The organism is Loktanella salsilacus, from assembly GCF_024206795.1.
In the GTDB taxonomy this organism is placed as follows: Bacteria; Pseudomonadota; Alphaproteobacteria; order Rhodobacterales; family Rhodobacteraceae; genus Loktanella; species Loktanella salsilacus.
In genome coordinates this window covers 2,845,067-2,863,081 of sequence record NZ_CP072994.1, presented here as the reverse complement: position 1 = coordinate 2,863,081, position 18,015 = coordinate 2,845,067, and the positions used below count along the sequence as shown (strand labels likewise).

Here is an 18,015-nt window from a genome sequence, read left to right as displayed (position 1 = left end):
CCCATGCCAGGTCGCGTCCTATCCGTCGCATCCGAATACGTCCCGCTGGTGAAAACCGGCGGGCTTGCCGATGTGGCGGGCGCGCTGCCCGGCGCGCTGCGCGGCCAAGGGTGGGACATGCGCACGCTGATCCCGGCCTATCCGGGCCTGATCGCCAAGGCCGGCGCAAAAGCGGTGGTTTGGTCTGATCCTGATCTGTTCGGCGGCCCCGCGCAGGTGTTGGCGGGGCAGGTGGCTGGTACTGATGTACTGCTGCTGGACGCTCCGCATCTGTATGATCGCAAGGGTGGCCCGTATGGCGATCCCGGCGATTTCCCCGATAACGCGAAACGCTTTGCCGCGCTGTCTTGGGTTGCCGCCCAGATCGCGCGGGACGGGCTGCCGGATGGCTGGTTGCCCAATATCTTGCACGGGCATGATTGGCAGGCTGGGTTTGCCCCCGCCTATCTGCGCTTTAGCGGCGATACGCGGGTCAAGACGGTGATGACGATCCACAATATTGCCTTTCAGGGCAACGCCCCTGCCGCGATGCTGGGGGCGCTGCGCCTACCGATTGAAGCGTTCAATAGCGATACGCTGGAATATTACGGCCACCTGTCCAGCCTTAAGGCCGGCCTTGCCACCGCCGACGCCATCACAACGGTCAGCCCGACCTATGCAGCAGAGCTGATGCGCGGCGATTTCGGCATGGGGCTGGAAGGGCTACTCGCGCACCGCAGCGCTGATCTTTACGGGATTTTAAACGGCGTTGATGACACTGTCTGGAACCCGGAAACCGATCCAGAGGTGAAACCATACGGCAAGAAAACTTTGAAACGTAAAGCGGCCAATCGCGATGCCTTATTGGCTGAATTTGGTCTGCAAGACACGAGCGGCCCGCTGGCCATCGTCGTCAGTCGCCTGACCGATCAAAAGGGGATCGACATGATTGTCGACACCGCTGCAGATTTTGTGGGCATGGGCGGCGCGCTGGCGATCCTTGGATCGGGCGAACAGCGCCTAGAAGAGGCGATGAAGGATCTGGTCAAAGCGCACCCCGGCAAGATCGGTCTGCGCATCGGCTATGACGAGGCATTGTCGCACCGCATGTTCGCGGGGGGCGACGCCGTGCTGGTGCCGTCGCGGTTTGAACCCTGCGGCCTGACCCAGCTTTACGGGCTGCGCTATGGCTGCGTGCCCGTCGTCGCACTGACAGGCGGGCTAGCGGATACGGTGATCGACGCGAATCCCATGGCGCAGCAGGCCAATGTTGCAACCGGGGTGCAGTTTCACCCCGTAGATGCGCTGGCCTTTGGGCAAGCGCTGCGCAAGTTGATGGAATTGCACGCTGATTCCAAGGGCTGGGCAGCCATGCAAAAACGCGGGATGTCACAGGCGCTTGGATGGGATACATCGGCGTTAGCTTATGCCCAATTATACGAGTCCCTGACCGCGTGAATGTGAACCTGAACAACGGTATCCCGACGAAACTGCGTGAACACTCGCTTGCTGCGGGTCGACCCAATCCGCTGGGAGCCACTTTTGACGGGCAGGGTGTAAACTTTGCCGTCTTTTCCGAACACGCCGAGGCGATTGACCTGTGTCTGTTCACCGACGATGGCCGCAAGGAACGCGCGCGCATCCCGCTGCTAGAACGCGACGGTGACATCTGGCACGTCTATGTCGGCGGCGTCACGCCCGGCACGAAATACGGTTTTCGTGTTCAGGGTCCGTATGATCCGGAAAACGGGCACCGGTTCAATTACAATAAGCTGCTGCTCGATCCTTATACCAAGCGGATCGCAGGCCGGTTAAAGTGGTCTGACGCCGTCATGGGCTACCGCGTCGGCTCGCCTAAGGCGGACCTTAGCTTTGACACCCGTGACAGTGCCTTTGCGATGCCGCGGTCTATGGTCGTGGACCCGTCGTTCAACTGGGGTGATGATAAACCGCCCGCGATCAGCGCTTCTGATACATTGCTGTACGAGGCGCATGTCAAAGGCATGACCGCCCGCATGCCCGGCGTATCGCCGATGACGCGGGGTCGGTTTTTGGGCATGGCGTCCGAACCCGTTTTGGAACACCTGACCAAGATTGGCGTGACGACGGTGCAACTGATGCCCGCGCAGGCCTATGTCGATGATCACTTCCTCGCCAAGCAGGGGCTGAAAAACTATTGGGGCTATAACTCCATCGGATTTTTCGCGCCCGAACCGCGCTATATGACCGATCAGGGCATCTGGGAATTTCAGACCATGGTCCGCCGCTTTCACGCCGCCGGGATAGAGGTCGTGCTGGACGTCGTCTATAACCACACCGCCGAAGGCAACGAGATGGGGCCGACCCTGTCGTTCAAGGGTTTTGATAACCTGTCCTATTACCGGCTGGCCGAAGACAAACGCTTTTACGTCAACGATACCGGCACCGGGAACACACTGCGCGTCGAACACCCGATGGTGCTGCGGATGATCATGGATTCCATGCGCTATTGGGTCGAAGTCATGCACGTCGATGGCTTCCGTTTTGACCTTGCGACCATTTTGGCGCGCGAAGAGTCCGGCTTTGACCGGCAAGGCGGTTTCCTTGATGCGCTGCGCCAAGACCCCGTGCTTGGCAACGTCAAGCTGATCGCAGAGCCTTGGGACCTTGGCCCGGGTGGTTATCAGCTGGGCAACTGGCCGCATCCGTTCCTAGAGTTCAACGACAAATACCGCGATAACGTGCGCAAGTATTGGCGCGGCGACAGCGGGATCGTCGCCGATCTGGCCAAGCGCGTGGCCGGTAGCGCCGAACAATTCGACCATTCGGGCCGGGCTGCGACGTCTTCGATCAACTTCGTCACCGTCCACGACGGCTTTGTTCTGGACGATCTGGTCAGCTACAACGTCAAACACAATGCCGCCAACGGCGAAGATAACCGCGATGGCAAGGACGACAATTACTCTGACAACATGGGCGTCGAAGGCCCGACCGATGACGAGAAAATTCGCGCCGCCCGCGCCCTGCGCAAGCGCAATCTGCTGGCGACGGTGTTCCTGTCGCAGGGCACGCCAATGCTGTTGTCAGGGGACGAGATCGGGAACTCTCAGTGGGGCAACAACAACACCTATGCGCAGGATAATGACCAAGGCTGGGTGAATTGGAACAAGCCCGATCACAAGCTGCTGGCCTTTGTCGAAAAGCTGGCCGACTTGCGCCGCGCCCACCCTGTGCTGCGGCAATCGCGTTTTCTGCACAGCCGCGCCCGGCGCACGGATGGCAAGCCTGACCTGTTTTGGCGTATGCCCGATGGCCGCGCCCCCAGCGCCGAAGACTGGCAAAACCCGAATTGGCGCTCTTTGTCGGTCGAGGTGCGCACGTCATCCGATACCCCCGAATACGCTGCATCAAACGATGTGCTGTTCCTGACCTTCAACGCCGGGGACGAGGTGACGGTCAAAATGCCTGACCTGCCGCCTGATTGCCTGTGGGAACTTGTTCTCGACACCGCCGCGCCAGAGGACGGGCCGCAGTGCATCACGGGCACCTCTGCCAAGATCGCGGCGCAATCTGTTTGCGTATTTGCCCAAACGCCCGCCTGATCTAGCTGTCAGGCGTAAGGAGGAACTGCCATGCACACCGTCACGACCCAACCGATCGAAGGGCAAAAGCCCGGCACATCCGGCCTGCGCAAAAAGACCCGCGTCTTTATGCAGGCGCATTATCTGGAAAACTTCGTGCAGTCCGTTTTTGACGCGATTGGCGGGGCTGCGGGTAAAACCTTTGTCGTCGGCGGCGATGGTCGTTATTTCAACGACCGCTCCGCGCAAGTCATCCTGCGTATGGCCGCCGCCAACGGCGCGGCGCATGTGATCGTGGGGCAGGGCGCGCTGCTGTCCACGCCCGCCGCATCCCACTTGATCCGCCTGAACAAGACCGATGGCGGCCTTATCATGTCCGCCAGCCACAATCCCGGCGGCGAGGATGAGGATTTTGGTATCAAGTTCAACGGCCCCAACGGTGGCCCGGCGCCTGAAGGGCTGACGGACAAGATTTTTGCGCGGACCACGGAAATCACAGCGTATCAGATCACTGACGCGCAGGATGTGGACCTGAACACCATCGGCACCGCCGCGCTGGGCGATATGAAGGTCACGATCGTTGACCCCGTCGCTGACTACGCCGCCCTGCTGGAAACTCTGTTCGACTTTGACGCGATCCGTGCGATGATCAAAGGCGGCTTCCGCATCAGCTTTGACGCGATGAACGCGATCACCGGCCCCTATGCGACCGAGATTATCGAAAACCGCCTTGGCGCAGCCAAAGGCAGCGTCGTCCACGGCACCCCGCTGCCCGATTTCGGTGGCATGCATCCCGATCCCAACCCAACTTGGGCGCACGAGCTGATGGCAACGATGAACGGCGCGGACGCGCCCGACTTTGGTGCCGCCAGCGACGGCGACGGCGACCGCAACATGATCGTCGGCCCGAACGTCTATGTCAGCCCGTCCGACAGCCTTGCTGTGCTGGCCGCCAACGCGCATCTGGCAAAGGGCTATACCAAAGGCCTCGCCGGTGTCGCGCGGTCTATGCCCACCTCTGCCGCGGCCGACCGCGTCGCGGAAAAGCTGGGCATGCCGTGTTACGAGACGCCGACGGGCTGGAAGTTCTTTGGTAACCTGATGGACGACGGCCGGGTGACGCTGTGCGGAGAGGAATCCTTTGGCACAGGCTCTGACCATGTGCGCGAAAAGGATGGCGTTTGGGCTGTGCTGATGTGGCTGAATATCCTCGCCAAGCGCAAGATGAGCGTCGCACAGATCATGCAGGACCACTGGCAGACCTACGGGCGCAACTACTATTCCCGCCACGATTACGAGGCGATTGATAGCGATATCGCCAATACGCTGGTTGCCGATTTGCGCGCCAAACTGGCGGATTTGCAGGGGCAAGCCGTGCAGGGCCGCACCATCGCAAACGCTGACGATTATTCCTACACCGATCCCGTCGACGGATCTGTGTCCGATCATCAAGGGATCCGTGTCATCTTTGACGACGGTGCACGCTTTGTGATCCGCCTGTCCGGCACGGGCACCTCTGGCGCGACCCTGCGCCTGTACCTAGAGGCGCTGGAACTGGACCCTGCGAATTTCGATCACGACCCGCAGGACGCGCTGGCCAGCATCATCGCCGCGGCAGAGGACGTCGCCGGGATTAAGGCGCGCACAGGCCGCAGCGGGCCAGACCTTACGACCTGATACGAAAACGCCGCCCCGTCAGGCGGGGCGGCGATCAATCAGCCAGCGAATTTCTTGTATTCGCCTTCGCTCATGAACTCTTCCAGCTCGTCCATATCCTCTGGCATGATGGCGAACAGCCAACCGTCGCCGACAGGATCGTCAACCAGCAGGCCGGGGTTTTTGGTCAGTGCTGTGTTCACGTCGGCGATCTCTCCTGCGATGGGCGCAAGGATGTCAGATGACGCCTTGTCGCTTTCGATCACGGCGCAATCGTCGTCGCGGGCAACGGCATCGCCCTCTTCGGGTAACTCGACAAAGGCGATTTCGCCCAGTTCTGCGGCCGCAAATTCGGTGATGCCGACGATGACCATGTCATCCTCGACGCGCATCCAGAGATGTTCCTCTGTGAACTTCATAGGGCAATCCTTTGTCAGCACCTGTTTTCACGTCAAAGAATAGGGACTGTTTGCGGGCGTTCAAGGACTTGCGCGCCGCTGTTCATCACGCAAAGCTGCGGTCAATAATTGGGCGGAGGAGGCCACAATGACCGACATCTATATCACAGGAGCTGCACGCACGCCGCTGGGCGCATTTCAGGGCGCATTTTCCACTGTCACAGCGCCGCAATTGGGCAGCGTCGCGATCCGCGCAGCGCTCACGCGAGCTGGCGTTGATCCGGCAAGCATTGAAGAGGTGCTAATGGGCAACGTCCTGCCAGCAGGGCTTGGCCAAGCGCCAGCAAGGCAGGCATCTCTGGGCGCGGGCATCGGGGTGGCGACGCCTTGCACCACCGTCAGCAAGGTCTGTGGGTCGGGGATGAAGGCCATCACGCAGGGCATGGACGCCATCCTTGCGGGCAATGTCGCGACGGTCGTCGCTGGCGGCATGGAAAGCATGACAAATGCCCCCTACCTGCTGCCCAAGGCACGGGGCGGCGCGCGGATCGGGCATGACGTGATGCTGGATCACATGATGATCGACGGGCTAGAGGACGCCTATGCCCGCACGGATAGCGGCGCGCGCCGGTCTATGGGTACCTTCGGAGAGGACTGCGCCGTAAAATACGGCTTTGACCGCGCCGCGCAGGACGCCTTTGCCATCGCCAGCGTCACACGGGCGAAACAGGCGGCGGACGCAGGGCTGTTCGACTGGGAAATCGCCCCCGTCATGGCGGGTCGCAAGGGCGATGTGCAGGTCAGCCGCGACGAAGGGCCGGACCGCATCGACACCAGCAAGATCCCTGGTTTGCGCGCGGCTTTTGCCAAGGAAGGAACGATCACGGCCGCCTCTGCGTCGTCGATCAATGACGGTGCCGCAGCGTTGGTGCTGATGTCAGGCGATGCGATGCGCGCGGCAGGGGCCACCCCGCTCGCGCGGATCGTGGGTCACGCGTCCTATGCAGGAGAGCCGGGCTGGTTCACCACCGCCCCGATTTTCGCTAAGCAAAAGCTGGCCGAAAAGATTGGCTGGGACCTGAAAGAGGTCGACCTATTCGAGATCAACGAGGCCTTTGCCGTCGTCCCCATGGCCGCGATGGCCGACTGCGGTATCAGCCATGACCGCGTCAACGTGCACGGCGGGGCCTGTGCGCTGGGCCACCCGATCGGCGCATCTGGTGCGCGGATCGTTGTGACCTTGCTTGGTGCGATGCGGGCGCGCGGGGCAAAGCGCGGGATCGCCAGCATCTGCATCGGCGGTGGCGAAGCGCTCGCCCTCGCGCTGGAAGCTTAAAGGATCGCGAGCCGGATCGCGTAGGCGACTACGGTCAGGGCGGCAACGCTTGCCACCCAGATCGCCACGAACCACGCGATCCGCTGCCAGACAGGACCGGTTGCCATTAGTGGTACCCGGCTTCCGGGTCCAGCTTGCCGCGGAACACCCAATAGGCGTATGCGGTGTAGCCTAGGATCAGCGGAACCAAGACGACCGTGCCGACCAGCGCGAATTTCAGACTAGAATCCGGGGCGGCCACGTCCCAAATCGTCAAGCTGGGTGGTACCATCATCGGGTAAAAGCTGATGCCGATCCCGATAAAGCTGATCACAAAAAGCGCCATCGACGCAAGAAACGGGGCGACATCCCGCCCGTTCGCGATCCCGTGGAACAGCTTATAAACGGCAAAGGCCATGAAAAGGGGCACTGGTAGGGTGATCAACATGCCGGGCATGGTGAACCAACGCTCAAAGTAGATCGGGTTCTGGAAGGGTGTCCAGACGCTGACCAGCGCGATGAAGACCAGCGTCGCAATCGCCAGCGGCTTGGCCAGATCGCGCATACGGTGATGCACCGCGCCATCCGTTTTCATCATGATCCACGTCGCGCCCAGCAACGCATAGCCGATCACGACGGCGATGCCCGTCAGCATGGAAAATGGCGTCAGCCAGTCCCACCAGCCACCAGAATAGTGGCGGTCCGTCACCGCGATGCCCTGCACAAGCGCGCCAAGGGCAATGCCCTGACACAGCGCCGCCACGGTCGAGCCACCAAAGAAGGCGATGTCCCAGACTTTCTTCCAACGCTCTGTCCGCCAACGGTATTCAAAGGCCACGCCCCTGAACACCAGCGCCAGCAGCATCAATATGATCGGCATATAAAGCGCCGACATCACTACCGCATAGGCGAGGGGAAAGACGGCAAAAAGCCCGCCGCCGCCCAGCACGAGCCAAGTCTCGTTTCCGTCCCAGATGGGCGCGACAGAGTTCATCATCGTGTCGCGGTCTTTTTTGGTGTGGGCAAAGGGAAACAGGATGCCCACCCCAAGGTCAAAGCCGTCAAGGACGACATAGGTCAGCACCGCAAAGGCGATGATGCCGGCCCAGATGAATGCAAGATCGAATTCCATTGTGATCGCTCCTTATTCGGCCGGGTGGGCGTCGTGGGTTTGCTGAACGGGTGTGATCCCCGCCGTGCGGATCGGACCGTCCCGCAGGCCAAGGCGCGGTGACGCCGGGTCCTTACCCATCATGCGCAGAATATAGAATGTGCCTGCGCCGAAGACGAAGAAGTAGACGATGATAAAGGCGATCAGCGATGCAGCGACAGCCGGTGCCGCGACCGGGCCAAGGCTTTCGGACGTGCGCAGCAGGCCGTAGACGGTAAACGGCTGGCGGCCGACCTCTGTTGTGATCCACCCGGCCAGCACGGCGACAAAGCCCATGGGCCCCATGACGACAGCGGCGCGGTGCAGCCACTTGGTGTCATAAAGCCGCCCGCGCCAGCGCTGAATGCCGCCCCACAGGCCGATCCCCAGCATGGCAAAGCCTATACCGACCATCACGCGGAAGCTAAAGAAAACGATCGCCACGGGCGGCTCGTCCTCGTCCGGGACGGTATCTAGGCCATTCAGGGGTGCGTTTAGGTCGTGCTTCAGGATCAGGGACGACAGCTTGGGGATCTCAATCGCATAATCGACCCGCTTCTCTTCTTGGTTGGGGATGCCGAATAGGATCAGCGGCGCGCCGTCAGGGTGGCTGTCAAAGTGGCCTTCCATCGCCATGATCTTGGTCGGCTGGTGTTCCAGCGTGTTGATACCATGCGCGTCGCCCGCGCCAATCTGCAGCGGCGTCACGATCAGCGCCATCCACATCGCCATCGAGAACATCTTGCGCGTCGCTTTATTTTCGCGGTCCTTCAGTAGGTGCCAACCGGCTACCCCGGCGACCACAAAGGCGGTCGTCAAATAGGCCGCCAAAACCATGTGAACAAGGCGGTAAGGGAACGACGGGTTAAAGATGATCGCCCACCAGTCCTCTGGCACGAACTGTCCGACGTCGTTCATGGAATAGCCCGCAGGCGTTTGCATCCAGCTGTTGACCGACAAAATCCAAGTTGCCGACATCAGGGTGCCGCCAGCAACCATGGCGGTGGCGAACATGTGCAATCCGTTGCCCACTTTTTCACGCCCGAACAGCATGATGCCCAAAAAGCCAGCTTCTAGGAAAAACGCGCTTAGCACTTCGTAGGCCATCAACGGGCCAAGCACCGGGCCGGTCTTGTCAGCGTATTCGGACCAGTTGGTCCCGAATTGGTACGACATAACGATGCCCGACACGACGCCCATGCCAAAGGCCACGGCAAAGATCTTTTTCCAGTAATCGAACACGATGCGGTATGCGTTGTCGCCGGTGTAAAGCCACGCCGCGTTCAGAACGGCCAGAAAGCTGGCCAATCCGATCGAAAATGCGGGGAAAATGATGTGGAAAGAGATGGTGAACGCGAATTGGAAACGTGCCAGGATCTCTGCGTCGAAGCTACTGAGCATGGGCCTTGTCCTTGGTTTGACCACACGGGTGTGGGTTGCTGTGGTCTTTTCACGGCTATCGCGTGGGCGCGATAGGACACAACGGCACAGCATTTGCCGCTTATTTTGTTGTGCACTCAATCACTGCTATAGTGTAAAACACAGCGTATGTCTGGCAAGGTTTGCTCCAAATAGGGGCGCCCGTGTCGGTCTGCCAAACGTCGCCTCACACTGAAACGCCGCGCTATGCCGGGACAAAGGATATTGACGATGACCAATCGCAGAATGCTTCTGGGGGCCGCAGGCGCGGCAATAATGTTGGCAATGGGCGCAACCAGCGCCTTTGCGCAGGATGTGACGTTGAAGCTGCATCAGTTCTTGCCAGCCCAGTCCGCTGTGCCGTCGCTGATCCTTGATGTCTGGGCTGACAAGGTCGAGGCGGACTCGGGCGGGCGCATTAAGATCGACCGCTTCCCGTCGATGCAGCTGGGCGGCACACCGCCTGAATTGGTGGATCAGGCCATCGACGGCGTTGCCGATATCGTTTGGACAGTCGTTGGCTATACCCCCGGCCGTTTCCCGAGCACCGAAGTGTTTGAACTGCCGTTCTTTGTCGCCGATCCGATGGCTGCGTCCTACGCTTATTGGAAGATGTACGAGGCGGACATGCAGGACCAGTTCGACGGTCTGCACATGCTGGGCACATGGGTCCATGGGCCGGGCCTGTTCCACACGACCGATCCGGTAAACGCGCCCAGCGATCTGCAAGGCATGAAAATCCGGGGCGGCTCTCGTATGGTGAACGATATGCTTACGGCCGTTGGTGCGACGCCTGTCGGCATGCCAGTCCCTGCGGTGTCCGAGTCCCTGTCCAAAGGCGTCATCGACGGCGCGACCCTTCCGTGGGAGGTCACGTCGTCCCTAAAGGTCGCTGAATTGGTCGGTAATCACACCGATTTCGAAGGGAACGGGCTGTATACGCTGACCTTTATCATGGCGATGAACCAAGGGGCCTATGACGGCTTGCCTGACGACCTTAAGGCGGTCATTGACGCCAATTCCGGCCTCGACTTCTCTGTCAGGGCGGCAGAGGCGAATTTGGGTGCGGATGGGCCTTCCAAACAGATCGCCGAAGATATGGGCAATAACTTTATCACCATCGACCAAGCCACTGTTGACACCGACTGGATGCCTTTGGTCGCGCCAATCTACGACAGCTGGGTGGCCGATATGGACAGCAAAGGCTATGACGGGCAGGCGATGATCGACCGCGCCCGCGCCTTGATGGCGGAATACACCGCCGCGCAATAATCCGCGTGGCATCTAAATAGGGGCACCCGCCCTTTGCCAATCCTGCACTGTGGCGGAGCCCTGATGTATTCTTTCTTTTTGAAGCTTTCAAAGCTGATGGCTTGGCTCGGCGGCGCGATGCTGACCGCCTTGATCGTGATGGTCTGCACCTCTGTCTTGGGCAGAGAGGTCAACGGCATCTTGCACGCCGATTGGCTGGTGTCCTTGGCACCGGGCCTGTCACGCTGGCTGCTGGATCTTGGTGTCGGCCCTGTAAATGGTGACTTCGAACTCGTGGAATCCGGGATCGCCTTTAGCATCTTTGCCTTCTTGCCGCTTTGCCAGTTGACCGGCGGCCACGCGACCGTGGATGTGTTCACCAACTACCTGTCTGACCGCGTAAACCAAGGGTTGCGGCTGGTGACGGATATCGTCTTTGCTGGCGTTATGGTGTTGATCGCATGGCAACTTTGGCTGGGCTTGGCGTCCAAAAAGTCCTCTGGCCAAACGACATTCCTGCTCGAAATGCCAGTGTGGTGGGCCTATGCGCTGTCGCTATCAGGGGCGATCGTAGCGGCCGTCATTGCGTGTTATGTCGCCGCGATGCGGCTGCGCGAGGTAGCGTCGGGCAGGGTCATCCTGCCGATTGATTTAGGGGCCAACCATTGAGCGATCTTGCCATCGGGATCACATCCTTTCCCGCCCTGCTGCTGCTCATCTTTTTGCGCGTGCCGATCGGATTGGCGATGTTTCTGGCCGGGCTGGTCGGATTGATCCTCGTGACAGGGGACACGACGATCCCCTTTGCGCGGCTGAAATCCGAAACCTTCACCACCTTTTCCAGCTATTCGTTGTCGATCATCCCGATGTTCCTGTTGATGGGGCATTTTGCGACGTTGGGCGGTATGTCTCAGGCGCTATTTAAGGCTGCCGAAGGGTTTCTGGGCCACCGTAAAGGCGGCGTCGCGATGGCCGCGATTGGTGCCTGCGCCGGCTTTGGCGCGATCTGCGGGTCATCGCTGGCCACCGCCGCCACCATGAGCCGCGTCGCCCTGCCAGAGCTGCGCCGCTCCGGCTATGCGGGCGGGTTTGCAACCGCAACGCTGGCAGCGGGCGGCACGCTTGGCATCCTGATCCCGCCGTCTATCGTGCTGGTGATCTACGCCATCCTGACAGAGCAAAACATTGCCAAACTCTTTCTTGCGGCCTTCATCCCCGGCATCCTCGCCGCCTTGGGCTATGTCTTGGTCATCTCGCTTTATGTGCGCCTTTACCCCGGCAACGCTGGCACGCGCCCGCGCGCCTCGTGGCGCGCACGGCTGCGCGGCGTCTGGGATGTCTGGCCCGTGCTGATCGTCTTTGCCCTTGTTGTTGGCGGTATCTACGCAGGCTGGTTTACCCCCACCGAAGGCGCTGCCGTTGGCGCGCTGGGTACAGGCGCGATCGCTTGGGCCAATGGCGGGCTGTCTTGGGACAGCTTGGGCGAAAGCTTTATGGTGACCGCGCGGTCCACCGCGATGATCTTTTTCATCGTGCTGGGGGCTGCGTTTTATAACGGCTTCTTGGCGTTGACGCAGGTGCCACAGGAAATCGCGCTCTGGGTCGTGGATCAGGGGCTGTCGCCGCTTTTGGTCCTGACACTGATCCTTGTTTTCTACCTTTTGCTCGGCTGCCTGATGGACAGCCTGTCGATGATCTTGTTGACCATCCCGATCTTTTGGCCGGTCATGGAGGGGCTCGATTTCGGCTTTGTCAGCCTTATTGATCTACAAAGCGCACGCTTGTCAGATCTGGTTCAAAGCGGCGCGCAGATCGCACCCGATGTGCTGGCGCAGGCGCAGGCCGCCCTGGCGCAAGGCTTAGAGCTGACCCGCGAGCAAATGAACGACATTGGCCTGCGCGGTGCGACCGAAGGTGCGCTGTCGCGTATCAATACCGAACAGGTCGCGATCTGGTTCGGTATCCTCGTCCTGATCGTGGTCGAGGTGGGGTTAATCACGCCGCCGGTTGGTATGAACCTGTTCATTATCAATACGATGGACCGCACGACACCTATGGTAGAGACCTACCGCGCCGTGCTGTTCTTCGTTGCCTCCGATTTGGTGCGCGTTGTCCTGCTGGTGCTGTTTCCTGTCATCACGCTCGCGCTGATCCCGTGGTAAGTCGCCCGAAGGCGATCTGATCGCCTCGTTCGAATTGGGCCGCCGTGGACCAAGGCTCGCTAGTGATCGGCACTACGTGGACGATTCGCAGTAAATGCCGCGGTGGGTTCAACCGGTCAGCGCAACAACTGGCTGAAAGCACAGACGTGCATCTACTGCATCACGATCAGATTCAGCGTTTCCTAGCACAGCACAGGAACGAAGCCTCTGTAGGATCGTCGGACAGACGCCGCATTTTTTTATGTCGCCTTCTTGAGGGTGTAAAAATGGCAAAGCGGGTTTTGCCTAATGGACAGCAGCCTCTTTCTTGCAAGACAGAGCACATCTTTCACAGGATAACAAAGGGTCCTGAAAAATGACAGCTATGATACGCGCGAACTCTCTGACCCTTGGTGGCCTCGGCCCTAAATCTTTTAGCAGTATGGAGAAGCACGGCAAGCGCTTAGACGGTTCATCGCAACGGCGACGCATTCGAGAAGCTGAGCCGTTGGTCTACGGAAGTCTCGACCTTCGTGACGCTTACAATCGACATATGACTGGAGTGCGGACCAACCGAAGCTTGAAACGACCAATTATGCACGCGATCATTAAGTTCCCACTCGATTTGCATATCAATTCGACATCAGAGCAGCGGATGCTGGATCATGCGGTTCGCTTCATAAACCAAACACACGGCGGAAAGGCGGTGTTTGCAGGACGCTTGGATCGGGACGAGCAAGGCCAGCACATTGTAGATGTCTTCTATGCCCCAAAGTACGAAAAGCTGACCAAAAACAGACAAGGTAAACAGGTTCGTACGTGGTGGATGTCAACTACCAAGCACTGTAAGGCATTGTGCACTAAGCATCGATCAGAGATCGAAAACCGGAACGATCAGAAGAAGTTTACGACCGGCCCACGGCAGATTGGCATTGCGCTCCAAGCAGAACTTTACGCCTATCTTAAGGCTGCGGGCTTGGACCTGACCCCCAGAAAACCAAAGAATGGGCCCCGGCCTGACCGTCAGGAAATCGAGGCCTACAAAGCGACTAAGGATGCGGAGGAAAAAGCATTCATGACGCGGGCGAAGGCTGAACAGGATGCGGCGGCGATACGTGAAAGCGCTTGGGCCGAAGGTTTCGCAGCTGGAGTTGTAGAAGCATCTGCCGAGGTTCACCGCCTTTCAGGCGACATAGAATCATTAAGAAAAGCTTTGTGGACATTCATTAGCAAGCAGTCGCCGCTGCCGTCGCGAAAGCAGGCCGAAGAATTGAAACGCAAAGCAAGCGAGTTGCTGTATAAGCTGGATGCAATAGCCGAACGCTTGGACGACATGTCAGCTCCCGAAGACGGCTATAACAGTAATCCTAGTTTCTGAGATTTAGCGCGCTGCCTTCAGAAAGCTGCGGTTGCCTGACCACTCTAATCCCGTGATCCTTATTCAAATATCGCCTTGATGAAATACACGTATCATTGGAAACAAATCGATCAAATTTGGCGCGGCATAATAGAGAACTTGTCAGTCTGCGCTCTGCAAATCATGATAAAATTGGGCTTATCCAGCAGCTTGAAGATGCAGTTGCTAGCACGAGCCTCCGATTTAGGAGTACAGATGGAAGAGGCGATGGACCATGGTCAAACGCGTCGGGAGCAAGACTTACGCAATGTCCAGAACCTCGATTTGCTGGCGCAGACGCTTGCCGATTTGGGGCGTTTCACGCAGGCGCTTGCGCCAATGATGACGACCCTTGCGGAAAGTCCGGCACATTAACCGGGGGTTATGACACTGCGCGGGGTGGCTGACCGACTAGCTGGGGCCGCTGTCAATCTGCCTTAAGATGCCGGGGGCGACGTTTGCGTTTTCTAAGCCGCATCCACCGGCATTGCACCGTGTAGGGTTAATGCGGTCGTGCGGACCTGATCGCTGATTTGCAGAAGCTGCGCTGCCATCGGTGTGCTGCGCCGCCAGATCATCCCGATCGTCCGCGAAGGGCCAGGCCGTGCAAACCGAGCGACACTGACCGGCGCGCTGTTTGCTTCGATCACAACAGCCATGTCGGGAATCAGCGTCACGCCTATCCCTGCGCCGACCATCTGCACGAGGGTCGTCAGGGCAGAGCCGTCAAGCCATTCACGTGGGCGGGCACTGCGCGTGTCACAAAACGCAAGGGCCTGATCGCGAAAGCAATGACCTTCCTCCAGAAGTAACAGCCGCATCTGTCGCAGTTGGCCTGCGTCCGGCACGGGTTTGCTGTCATCGGCCTGAGGACGGATAAGGACAAAATCTTCGGTCATCAGGGGAACCTCAGTTAACGTAGGTTCCGACACGGGAAGGGCGACAATGGCGGCATCCAGTTGACCTTCCGCGAGCTCGGCAAGCAGCCTCGGTGTCACGCTTTCGCGTACCTGCAAGTCCAGCCCAGGATAAAGTTCGGTCAGATCAGCGATCAGGCGGGGTAAAAGATAAGGGGCCACCGTCGGAATAATGCCAAGCCGCAGCCGCCTGATCATGCCACCTTTGGAAATTTGGGCCAGATCGCCAAGATCATCGACCGACTGTAGAATTGCGCGCGCCCGTTGTAAAAAATCCTCTCCAAATACGGTGGGCCGAACCATGCGGGGGCCACGTTCAAACAAGGGCTGTCCTAGGCGTTCTTCCAAGTCTTTGACCTGCATGGACAACGCGGGCTGGCTGACGGATTGCATGTCCGCCGCGCGTCCAAAGTGGCCCTGATCTGCAACAGCGCAGGCATAGCGCAGGTGTTTGAGCGTTATATTTTTCATAAGCTAAACTTATCGTAACAATCAGTAGATACAAGTTCCTCTAATCGATTTGGCCCGTTAAACAGGCGTCACAAGGGCAAATCAGACCACTAGAATATCGCAAGGAGTCAGAACATGGACGGAAACACCACAGGAACCGGCGGCGGCTGCCCGATGGGCCACACGCGCCCCAATGCTGCAAATAGCGCGCGGTCAAACCGTGACTGGTGGCCCAACCAGCTGAACCTTAAAATCCTCAGCCAGAACCTGCCCGGCTCCAACCCGCTTGGTCCCGATTTCGATTACGCCGCCGCTTTTGCGACGCTTGATCTGGACGCGCTCAAGGCTGATTTGCTTGCCCTGATGGCCGACAGCCAGGACTGGTGGCCCGCCGACTATGGTCATTACGGTCCCTTCTTTGTGCGCATGGCGTGGCACGCCGCGGGCACCTATCGCACAGCCGACGGCCGCGGCGGTTCGTCCTCTGGCACGCAGCGCTTTGCGCCGCTGAACAGCTGGCCCGACAACGGCAACCTTGATAAGGCGCGCCGCCTGCTTTGGCCGATCAAGCAAAAATACGGCAACGCGATCAGCTGGGGCGACCTGATGATCCTCGCCGGCACGACCGCGATCGAAGACATGGGCCTGCCCGCCTTTGGTTTTGCCGGTGGCCGCGCCGACAACTGGGAACCCGAAGAAGACATCTATTGGGGTGCCGAAGATACTTGGCTGGACGACAAACGCTATTCCGGCGACCGTCTGCTGGAAAACCCGCTGGCCGCTGTGCAGATGGGCCTGATCTACGTCAACCCAGAGGGGCCGAACGGCAACCCTGATCCGCTCGCCTCTGCCCGCGACATTCGCGACACCTTTGGCCGCATGGCGATGAACGACGAAGAAACCGTCGCGCTGATCGCGGGTGGCCACACCTTCGGCAAGGCACACGGCGCGGGCGACGCGGCTCATGTCGGCGTAGAGCCCGAGGGCGCAACCATCGCAGAGCAAGGCTTTGGTTGGACCAGCACCTTTGAATCCGGCGTTGGCGTTCACGCCATCACCAGCGGGTTGGAGGGCGCATGGACCCCCAAGCCGACGACCTGGGATAACGCCTATTTCGACATGCTGTTCGGTTTCGAGTGGGAGCTGACCAAAAGCCCCGCCGGCGCGCACCAGTGGCGTCCGACGGACCGCGATGCGGACGATCTGGTCCCTGACGCCCATGATCCGAACAAGCGCCACGCACCGGTCATGTTCACATCAGATTTGGCCCTGAAAGAGGATCCGATCTACCTTGAGATCAGCAAGCGTTTCCACGAAAATCCAGACCAATTCGCAGACGCTTTTGCGCGGGCGTGGTTCAAGCTGACCCACCGCGATATGGGTCCGGTTGATCGCTACCTTGGCCCTTGGGTGCCTCAAGAAGAGCTGCTTTGGCAGGACCCGATCCCGGCACGCGACTACGATCTGATCGACGCCGCAGACGTGGACACGCTGAAGGCCGCGATCCTGAAAACCGGTCTGCCGGTCGGCCAGTTGGTCAGCACCGCTTGGGCAAGCGCCAGCACCTTCCGTGGCAGCGACAAACGGGGCGGTGCCAATGGCGCGCGCATCCAGCTGTCCCCGATGAAGGATTGGGAGGCGAACAACCCCGCCCAGTTGGATGATACCCTGCGCATCCTGCGCGATGTTGTGCGCACGTTCAACGACAGCCAAACTGGCGGCAAGCGGGTCAGCTTGGCCGATGTCATCGTGCTGGGCGGTGTGGCTGCGGTTGAAAAGGCGGCAAAGGATGCGGGCCACGATGTGACTGTGCCCTTCACGTCGGGCCGCACCGATGCGACCCAAGAGCAGACGGACGTCGAATCCGTCGACATGCTGCAGCCCGCCTCTGACGGTTTCCGCAACTACCAGCAGGCCGACTACACCGTGTCGCCAGCCGAATTGTTGATCGACAAGGCGCAGTTGCTGACCTTGACGGCGGCCGAAATGACCGCACTGATCGGCGGCATGCGGGTGCTCGGGACCAATACCGATGGCTCTAGCCATGGTGTGTTCACCGACCGTCCGGGTGTGTTGACGAACGACTTCTTCGACAACCTGCTGTCGATGGCGACAGAATGGCGCGCCGTCGACGAAAACGATCGCATGTTCGAAGGCCGTGATCGCAAGACGAAGGAACTGCGCTGGACTGCGACCCAGACGGACTTGATCTTTGGCTCAAACAGCCAGTTGCGCGGCCTTGCTGAAACCTACGCTGGCGACGCGGCAGAGCACCGCTTTGTAGATGCCTTCGTCGCGGCATGGGCCAAGGTGATGGACCTCGACCGTTTCGATGTAAAATAAACCACTACGCCGCGGCCTCTGAATGGGGCCGCGGCGTTCC

The 18,015-nt window shown here is 59.6% G+C and carries 15 protein-coding genes; 10 read left to right on the top strand and 5 right to left on the bottom strand.

Translation table 11 applies throughout. The annotated features are described in order from the left end of the window. The first annotated feature begins 3 nt into the window (after positions 1–3). Genes glgA through KBW81_RS13825 form a run of 3 tightly spaced genes read left to right on the top strand, consistent with a single transcriptional unit; the run spans position 4 to position 5,216 of the window. On the top strand, positions 4–1,437 hold the full coding sequence (gene glgA / locus KBW81_RS13835) for a glycogen synthase GlgA (RefSeq protein WP_254247569.1): 1,434 nt from the start codon (positions 4–6) through the stop codon (positions 1,435–1,437). After that, positions 1,383–3,560 (top strand): glycogen debranching protein GlgX, encoded by a 2,178-nt coding sequence (gene glgX, locus KBW81_RS13830; RefSeq protein ID WP_254247568.1) that lies wholly within the window; start codon positions 1,383–1,385, stop codon positions 3,558–3,560. The genes glgA and glgX overlap by 55 nt, the downstream gene beginning before the upstream one ends. A 30-nt stretch (positions 3,561–3,590) precedes the next feature. Beyond that, a complete protein-coding gene (locus KBW81_RS13825) occupies positions 3,591–5,216 on the top strand; it encodes an alpha-D-glucose phosphate-specific phosphoglucomutase (protein ID WP_254247567.1) in 1,626 nt (541 codons plus the stop codon). 38 nt (positions 5,217–5,254) lie between these two features. On the opposite strand, the gene gcvH is transcribed toward KBW81_RS13825, so the two are convergent. Then, complete coding sequence (gene gcvH, locus KBW81_RS13820; RefSeq protein WP_090185504.1) at positions 5,255–5,614, bottom strand: glycine cleavage system protein GcvH; 360 nt, start codon at positions 5,612–5,614, stop codon at positions 5,255–5,257. Between the two features lie 127 nt (positions 5,615–5,741). Here gcvH and KBW81_RS13815 point away from each other — a divergent pair, with 127 nt between their 5' ends. After that, entirely contained in the window at positions 5,742–6,929 is a 1,188-nt protein-coding gene (locus tag KBW81_RS13815; protein ID WP_254247566.1) for an acetyl-CoA C-acyltransferase, read from the top strand. Here KBW81_RS13815 and KBW81_RS13810 read toward each other — a convergent pair. From KBW81_RS13810 to KBW81_RS13800, 3 genes are read right to left on the bottom strand one after another with little or no spacing between them, the layout of a single operon-like run. After that, a complete protein-coding gene (locus KBW81_RS13810) occupies positions 6,926–7,036 on the bottom strand; it encodes a DUF2474 family protein (RefSeq protein WP_090185509.1) in 111 nt (36 codons plus the stop codon). The two genes, KBW81_RS13815 and KBW81_RS13810, sit on opposite strands and share 4 nt — an antisense overlap. Further along, the gene (gene cydB, locus KBW81_RS13805) at positions 7,036–8,040 is read right to left on the bottom strand and encodes a cytochrome d ubiquinol oxidase subunit II (RefSeq protein WP_090185511.1); all 1,005 of its coding nucleotides are present in this window, start codon (positions 8,038–8,040) and stop codon (positions 7,036–7,038) included. Before cydB ends, KBW81_RS13810 begins: the two co-directional genes overlap by 1 nt. A 12-nt stretch (positions 8,041–8,052) precedes the next feature. After that, on the bottom strand, positions 8,053–9,459 hold the full coding sequence (locus tag KBW81_RS13800; RefSeq protein ID WP_090185514.1) for a cytochrome ubiquinol oxidase subunit I: 1,407 nt from the start codon (positions 9,457–9,459) through the stop codon (positions 8,053–8,055). A gap of 249 nt (positions 9,460–9,708) precedes the next feature. Between KBW81_RS13800 and KBW81_RS13795 the strand changes: the two genes are divergently transcribed. The 5 genes from KBW81_RS13795 (at position 9,709) to KBW81_RS13775 (ending at position 14,640) form a co-directional block, all read left to right on the top strand. Next, positions 9,709–10,749, top strand: coding sequence for a TRAP transporter substrate-binding protein (locus tag KBW81_RS13795; protein WP_254247565.1), 1,041 nt, complete (start codon positions 9,709–9,711; stop codon positions 10,747–10,749). A 63-nt stretch (positions 10,750–10,812) separates the two neighbouring features. Next, positions 10,813–11,397, top strand: a complete 585-nt coding sequence (locus KBW81_RS13790; protein WP_254247564.1) for a TRAP transporter small permease — start codon at positions 10,813–10,815, stop codon at positions 11,395–11,397. Continuing rightward, a complete protein-coding gene (locus tag KBW81_RS13785) occupies positions 11,394–12,890 on the top strand; it encodes a TRAP transporter large permease (protein WP_254247563.1) in 1,497 nt (498 codons plus the stop codon). Before KBW81_RS13790 ends, KBW81_RS13785 begins: the two co-directional genes overlap by 4 nt. A gap of 355 nt (positions 12,891–13,245) precedes the next feature. Next, positions 13,246–14,247, top strand: a complete 1,002-nt coding sequence (locus KBW81_RS13780) for a hypothetical protein (RefSeq protein WP_254247562.1) — start codon at positions 13,246–13,248, stop codon at positions 14,245–14,247. Positions 14,248–14,325: 78 nt separating this feature from the next. Beyond that, positions 14,326–14,640, top strand: a complete 315-nt coding sequence (locus KBW81_RS13775) for a hypothetical protein (protein ID WP_254247561.1) — start codon at positions 14,326–14,328, stop codon at positions 14,638–14,640. A 92-nt stretch (positions 14,641–14,732) separates the two neighbouring features. Here the strand turns inward: KBW81_RS13775 and KBW81_RS13770 are convergent, their stop codons facing one another. Beyond that, positions 14,733–15,653, bottom strand: a complete 921-nt coding sequence (locus KBW81_RS13770; RefSeq protein ID WP_254247560.1) for a hydrogen peroxide-inducible genes activator — start codon at positions 15,651–15,653, stop codon at positions 14,733–14,735. A 114-nt stretch (positions 15,654–15,767) separates the two neighbouring features. Here KBW81_RS13770 and katG point away from each other — a divergent pair, with 114 nt between their 5' ends. Next, positions 15,768–17,975, top strand: coding sequence for a catalase/peroxidase HPI (gene katG / locus KBW81_RS13765; protein ID WP_411914368.1), 2,208 nt, complete (start codon positions 15,768–15,770; stop codon positions 17,973–17,975). The last annotated feature ends 40 nt before the right edge of the window (positions 17,976–18,015 follow it).

What these genes read in the sequence shown, in the direction of transcription:
- glgA (WP_254247569.1), top strand. Translation starts at nt 4, where the DNA reads ATGCCAGGTCGCGTCCTATCCGTCGCATCCGAATACGTCCCGCTGGTG.
- glgX (WP_254247568.1), top strand. Translation starts at nt 1,383, where the DNA reads ATGGGATACATCGGCGTTAGCTTATGCCCAATTATACGAGTCCCTGAC.
- KBW81_RS13825 (WP_254247567.1), top strand. Translation starts at nt 3,591, where the DNA reads ATGCACACCGTCACGACCCAACCGATCGAAGGGCAAAAGCCCGGCACA.
- gcvH (WP_090185504.1), bottom strand. Translation starts at nt 5,614, where the DNA reads ATGAAGTTCACAGAGGAACATCTCTGGATGCGCGTCGAGGATGACATG.
- KBW81_RS13815 (WP_254247566.1), top strand. Translation starts at nt 5,742, where the DNA reads ATGACCGACATCTATATCACAGGAGCTGCACGCACGCCGCTGGGCGCA.
- KBW81_RS13810 (WP_090185509.1), bottom strand. Translation starts at nt 7,036, where the DNA reads ATGGCAACCGGTCCTGTCTGGCAGCGGATCGCGTGGTTCGTGGCGATC.
- cydB (WP_090185511.1), bottom strand. Translation starts at nt 8,040, where the DNA reads ATGGAATTCGATCTTGCATTCATCTGGGCCGGCATCATCGCCTTTGCG.
- KBW81_RS13800 (WP_090185514.1), bottom strand. Translation starts at nt 9,459, where the DNA reads ATGCTCAGTAGCTTCGACGCAGAGATCCTGGCACGTTTCCAATTCGCG.
- KBW81_RS13795 (WP_254247565.1), top strand. Translation starts at nt 9,709, where the DNA reads ATGACCAATCGCAGAATGCTTCTGGGGGCCGCAGGCGCGGCAATAATG.
- KBW81_RS13790 (WP_254247564.1), top strand. Translation starts at nt 10,813, where the DNA reads ATGTATTCTTTCTTTTTGAAGCTTTCAAAGCTGATGGCTTGGCTCGGC.
- KBW81_RS13780 (WP_254247562.1), top strand. Translation starts at nt 13,246, where the DNA reads ATGACAGCTATGATACGCGCGAACTCTCTGACCCTTGGTGGCCTCGGC.
- KBW81_RS13775 (WP_254247561.1), top strand. Translation starts at nt 14,326, where the DNA reads ATGAAATACACGTATCATTGGAAACAAATCGATCAAATTTGGCGCGGC.
- KBW81_RS13770 (WP_254247560.1), bottom strand. Translation starts at nt 15,653, where the DNA reads ATGAAAAATATAACGCTCAAACACCTGCGCTATGCCTGCGCTGTTGCA.
- katG (WP_411914368.1), top strand. Translation starts at nt 15,768, where the DNA reads ATGGACGGAAACACCACAGGAACCGGCGGCGGCTGCCCGATGGGCCAC.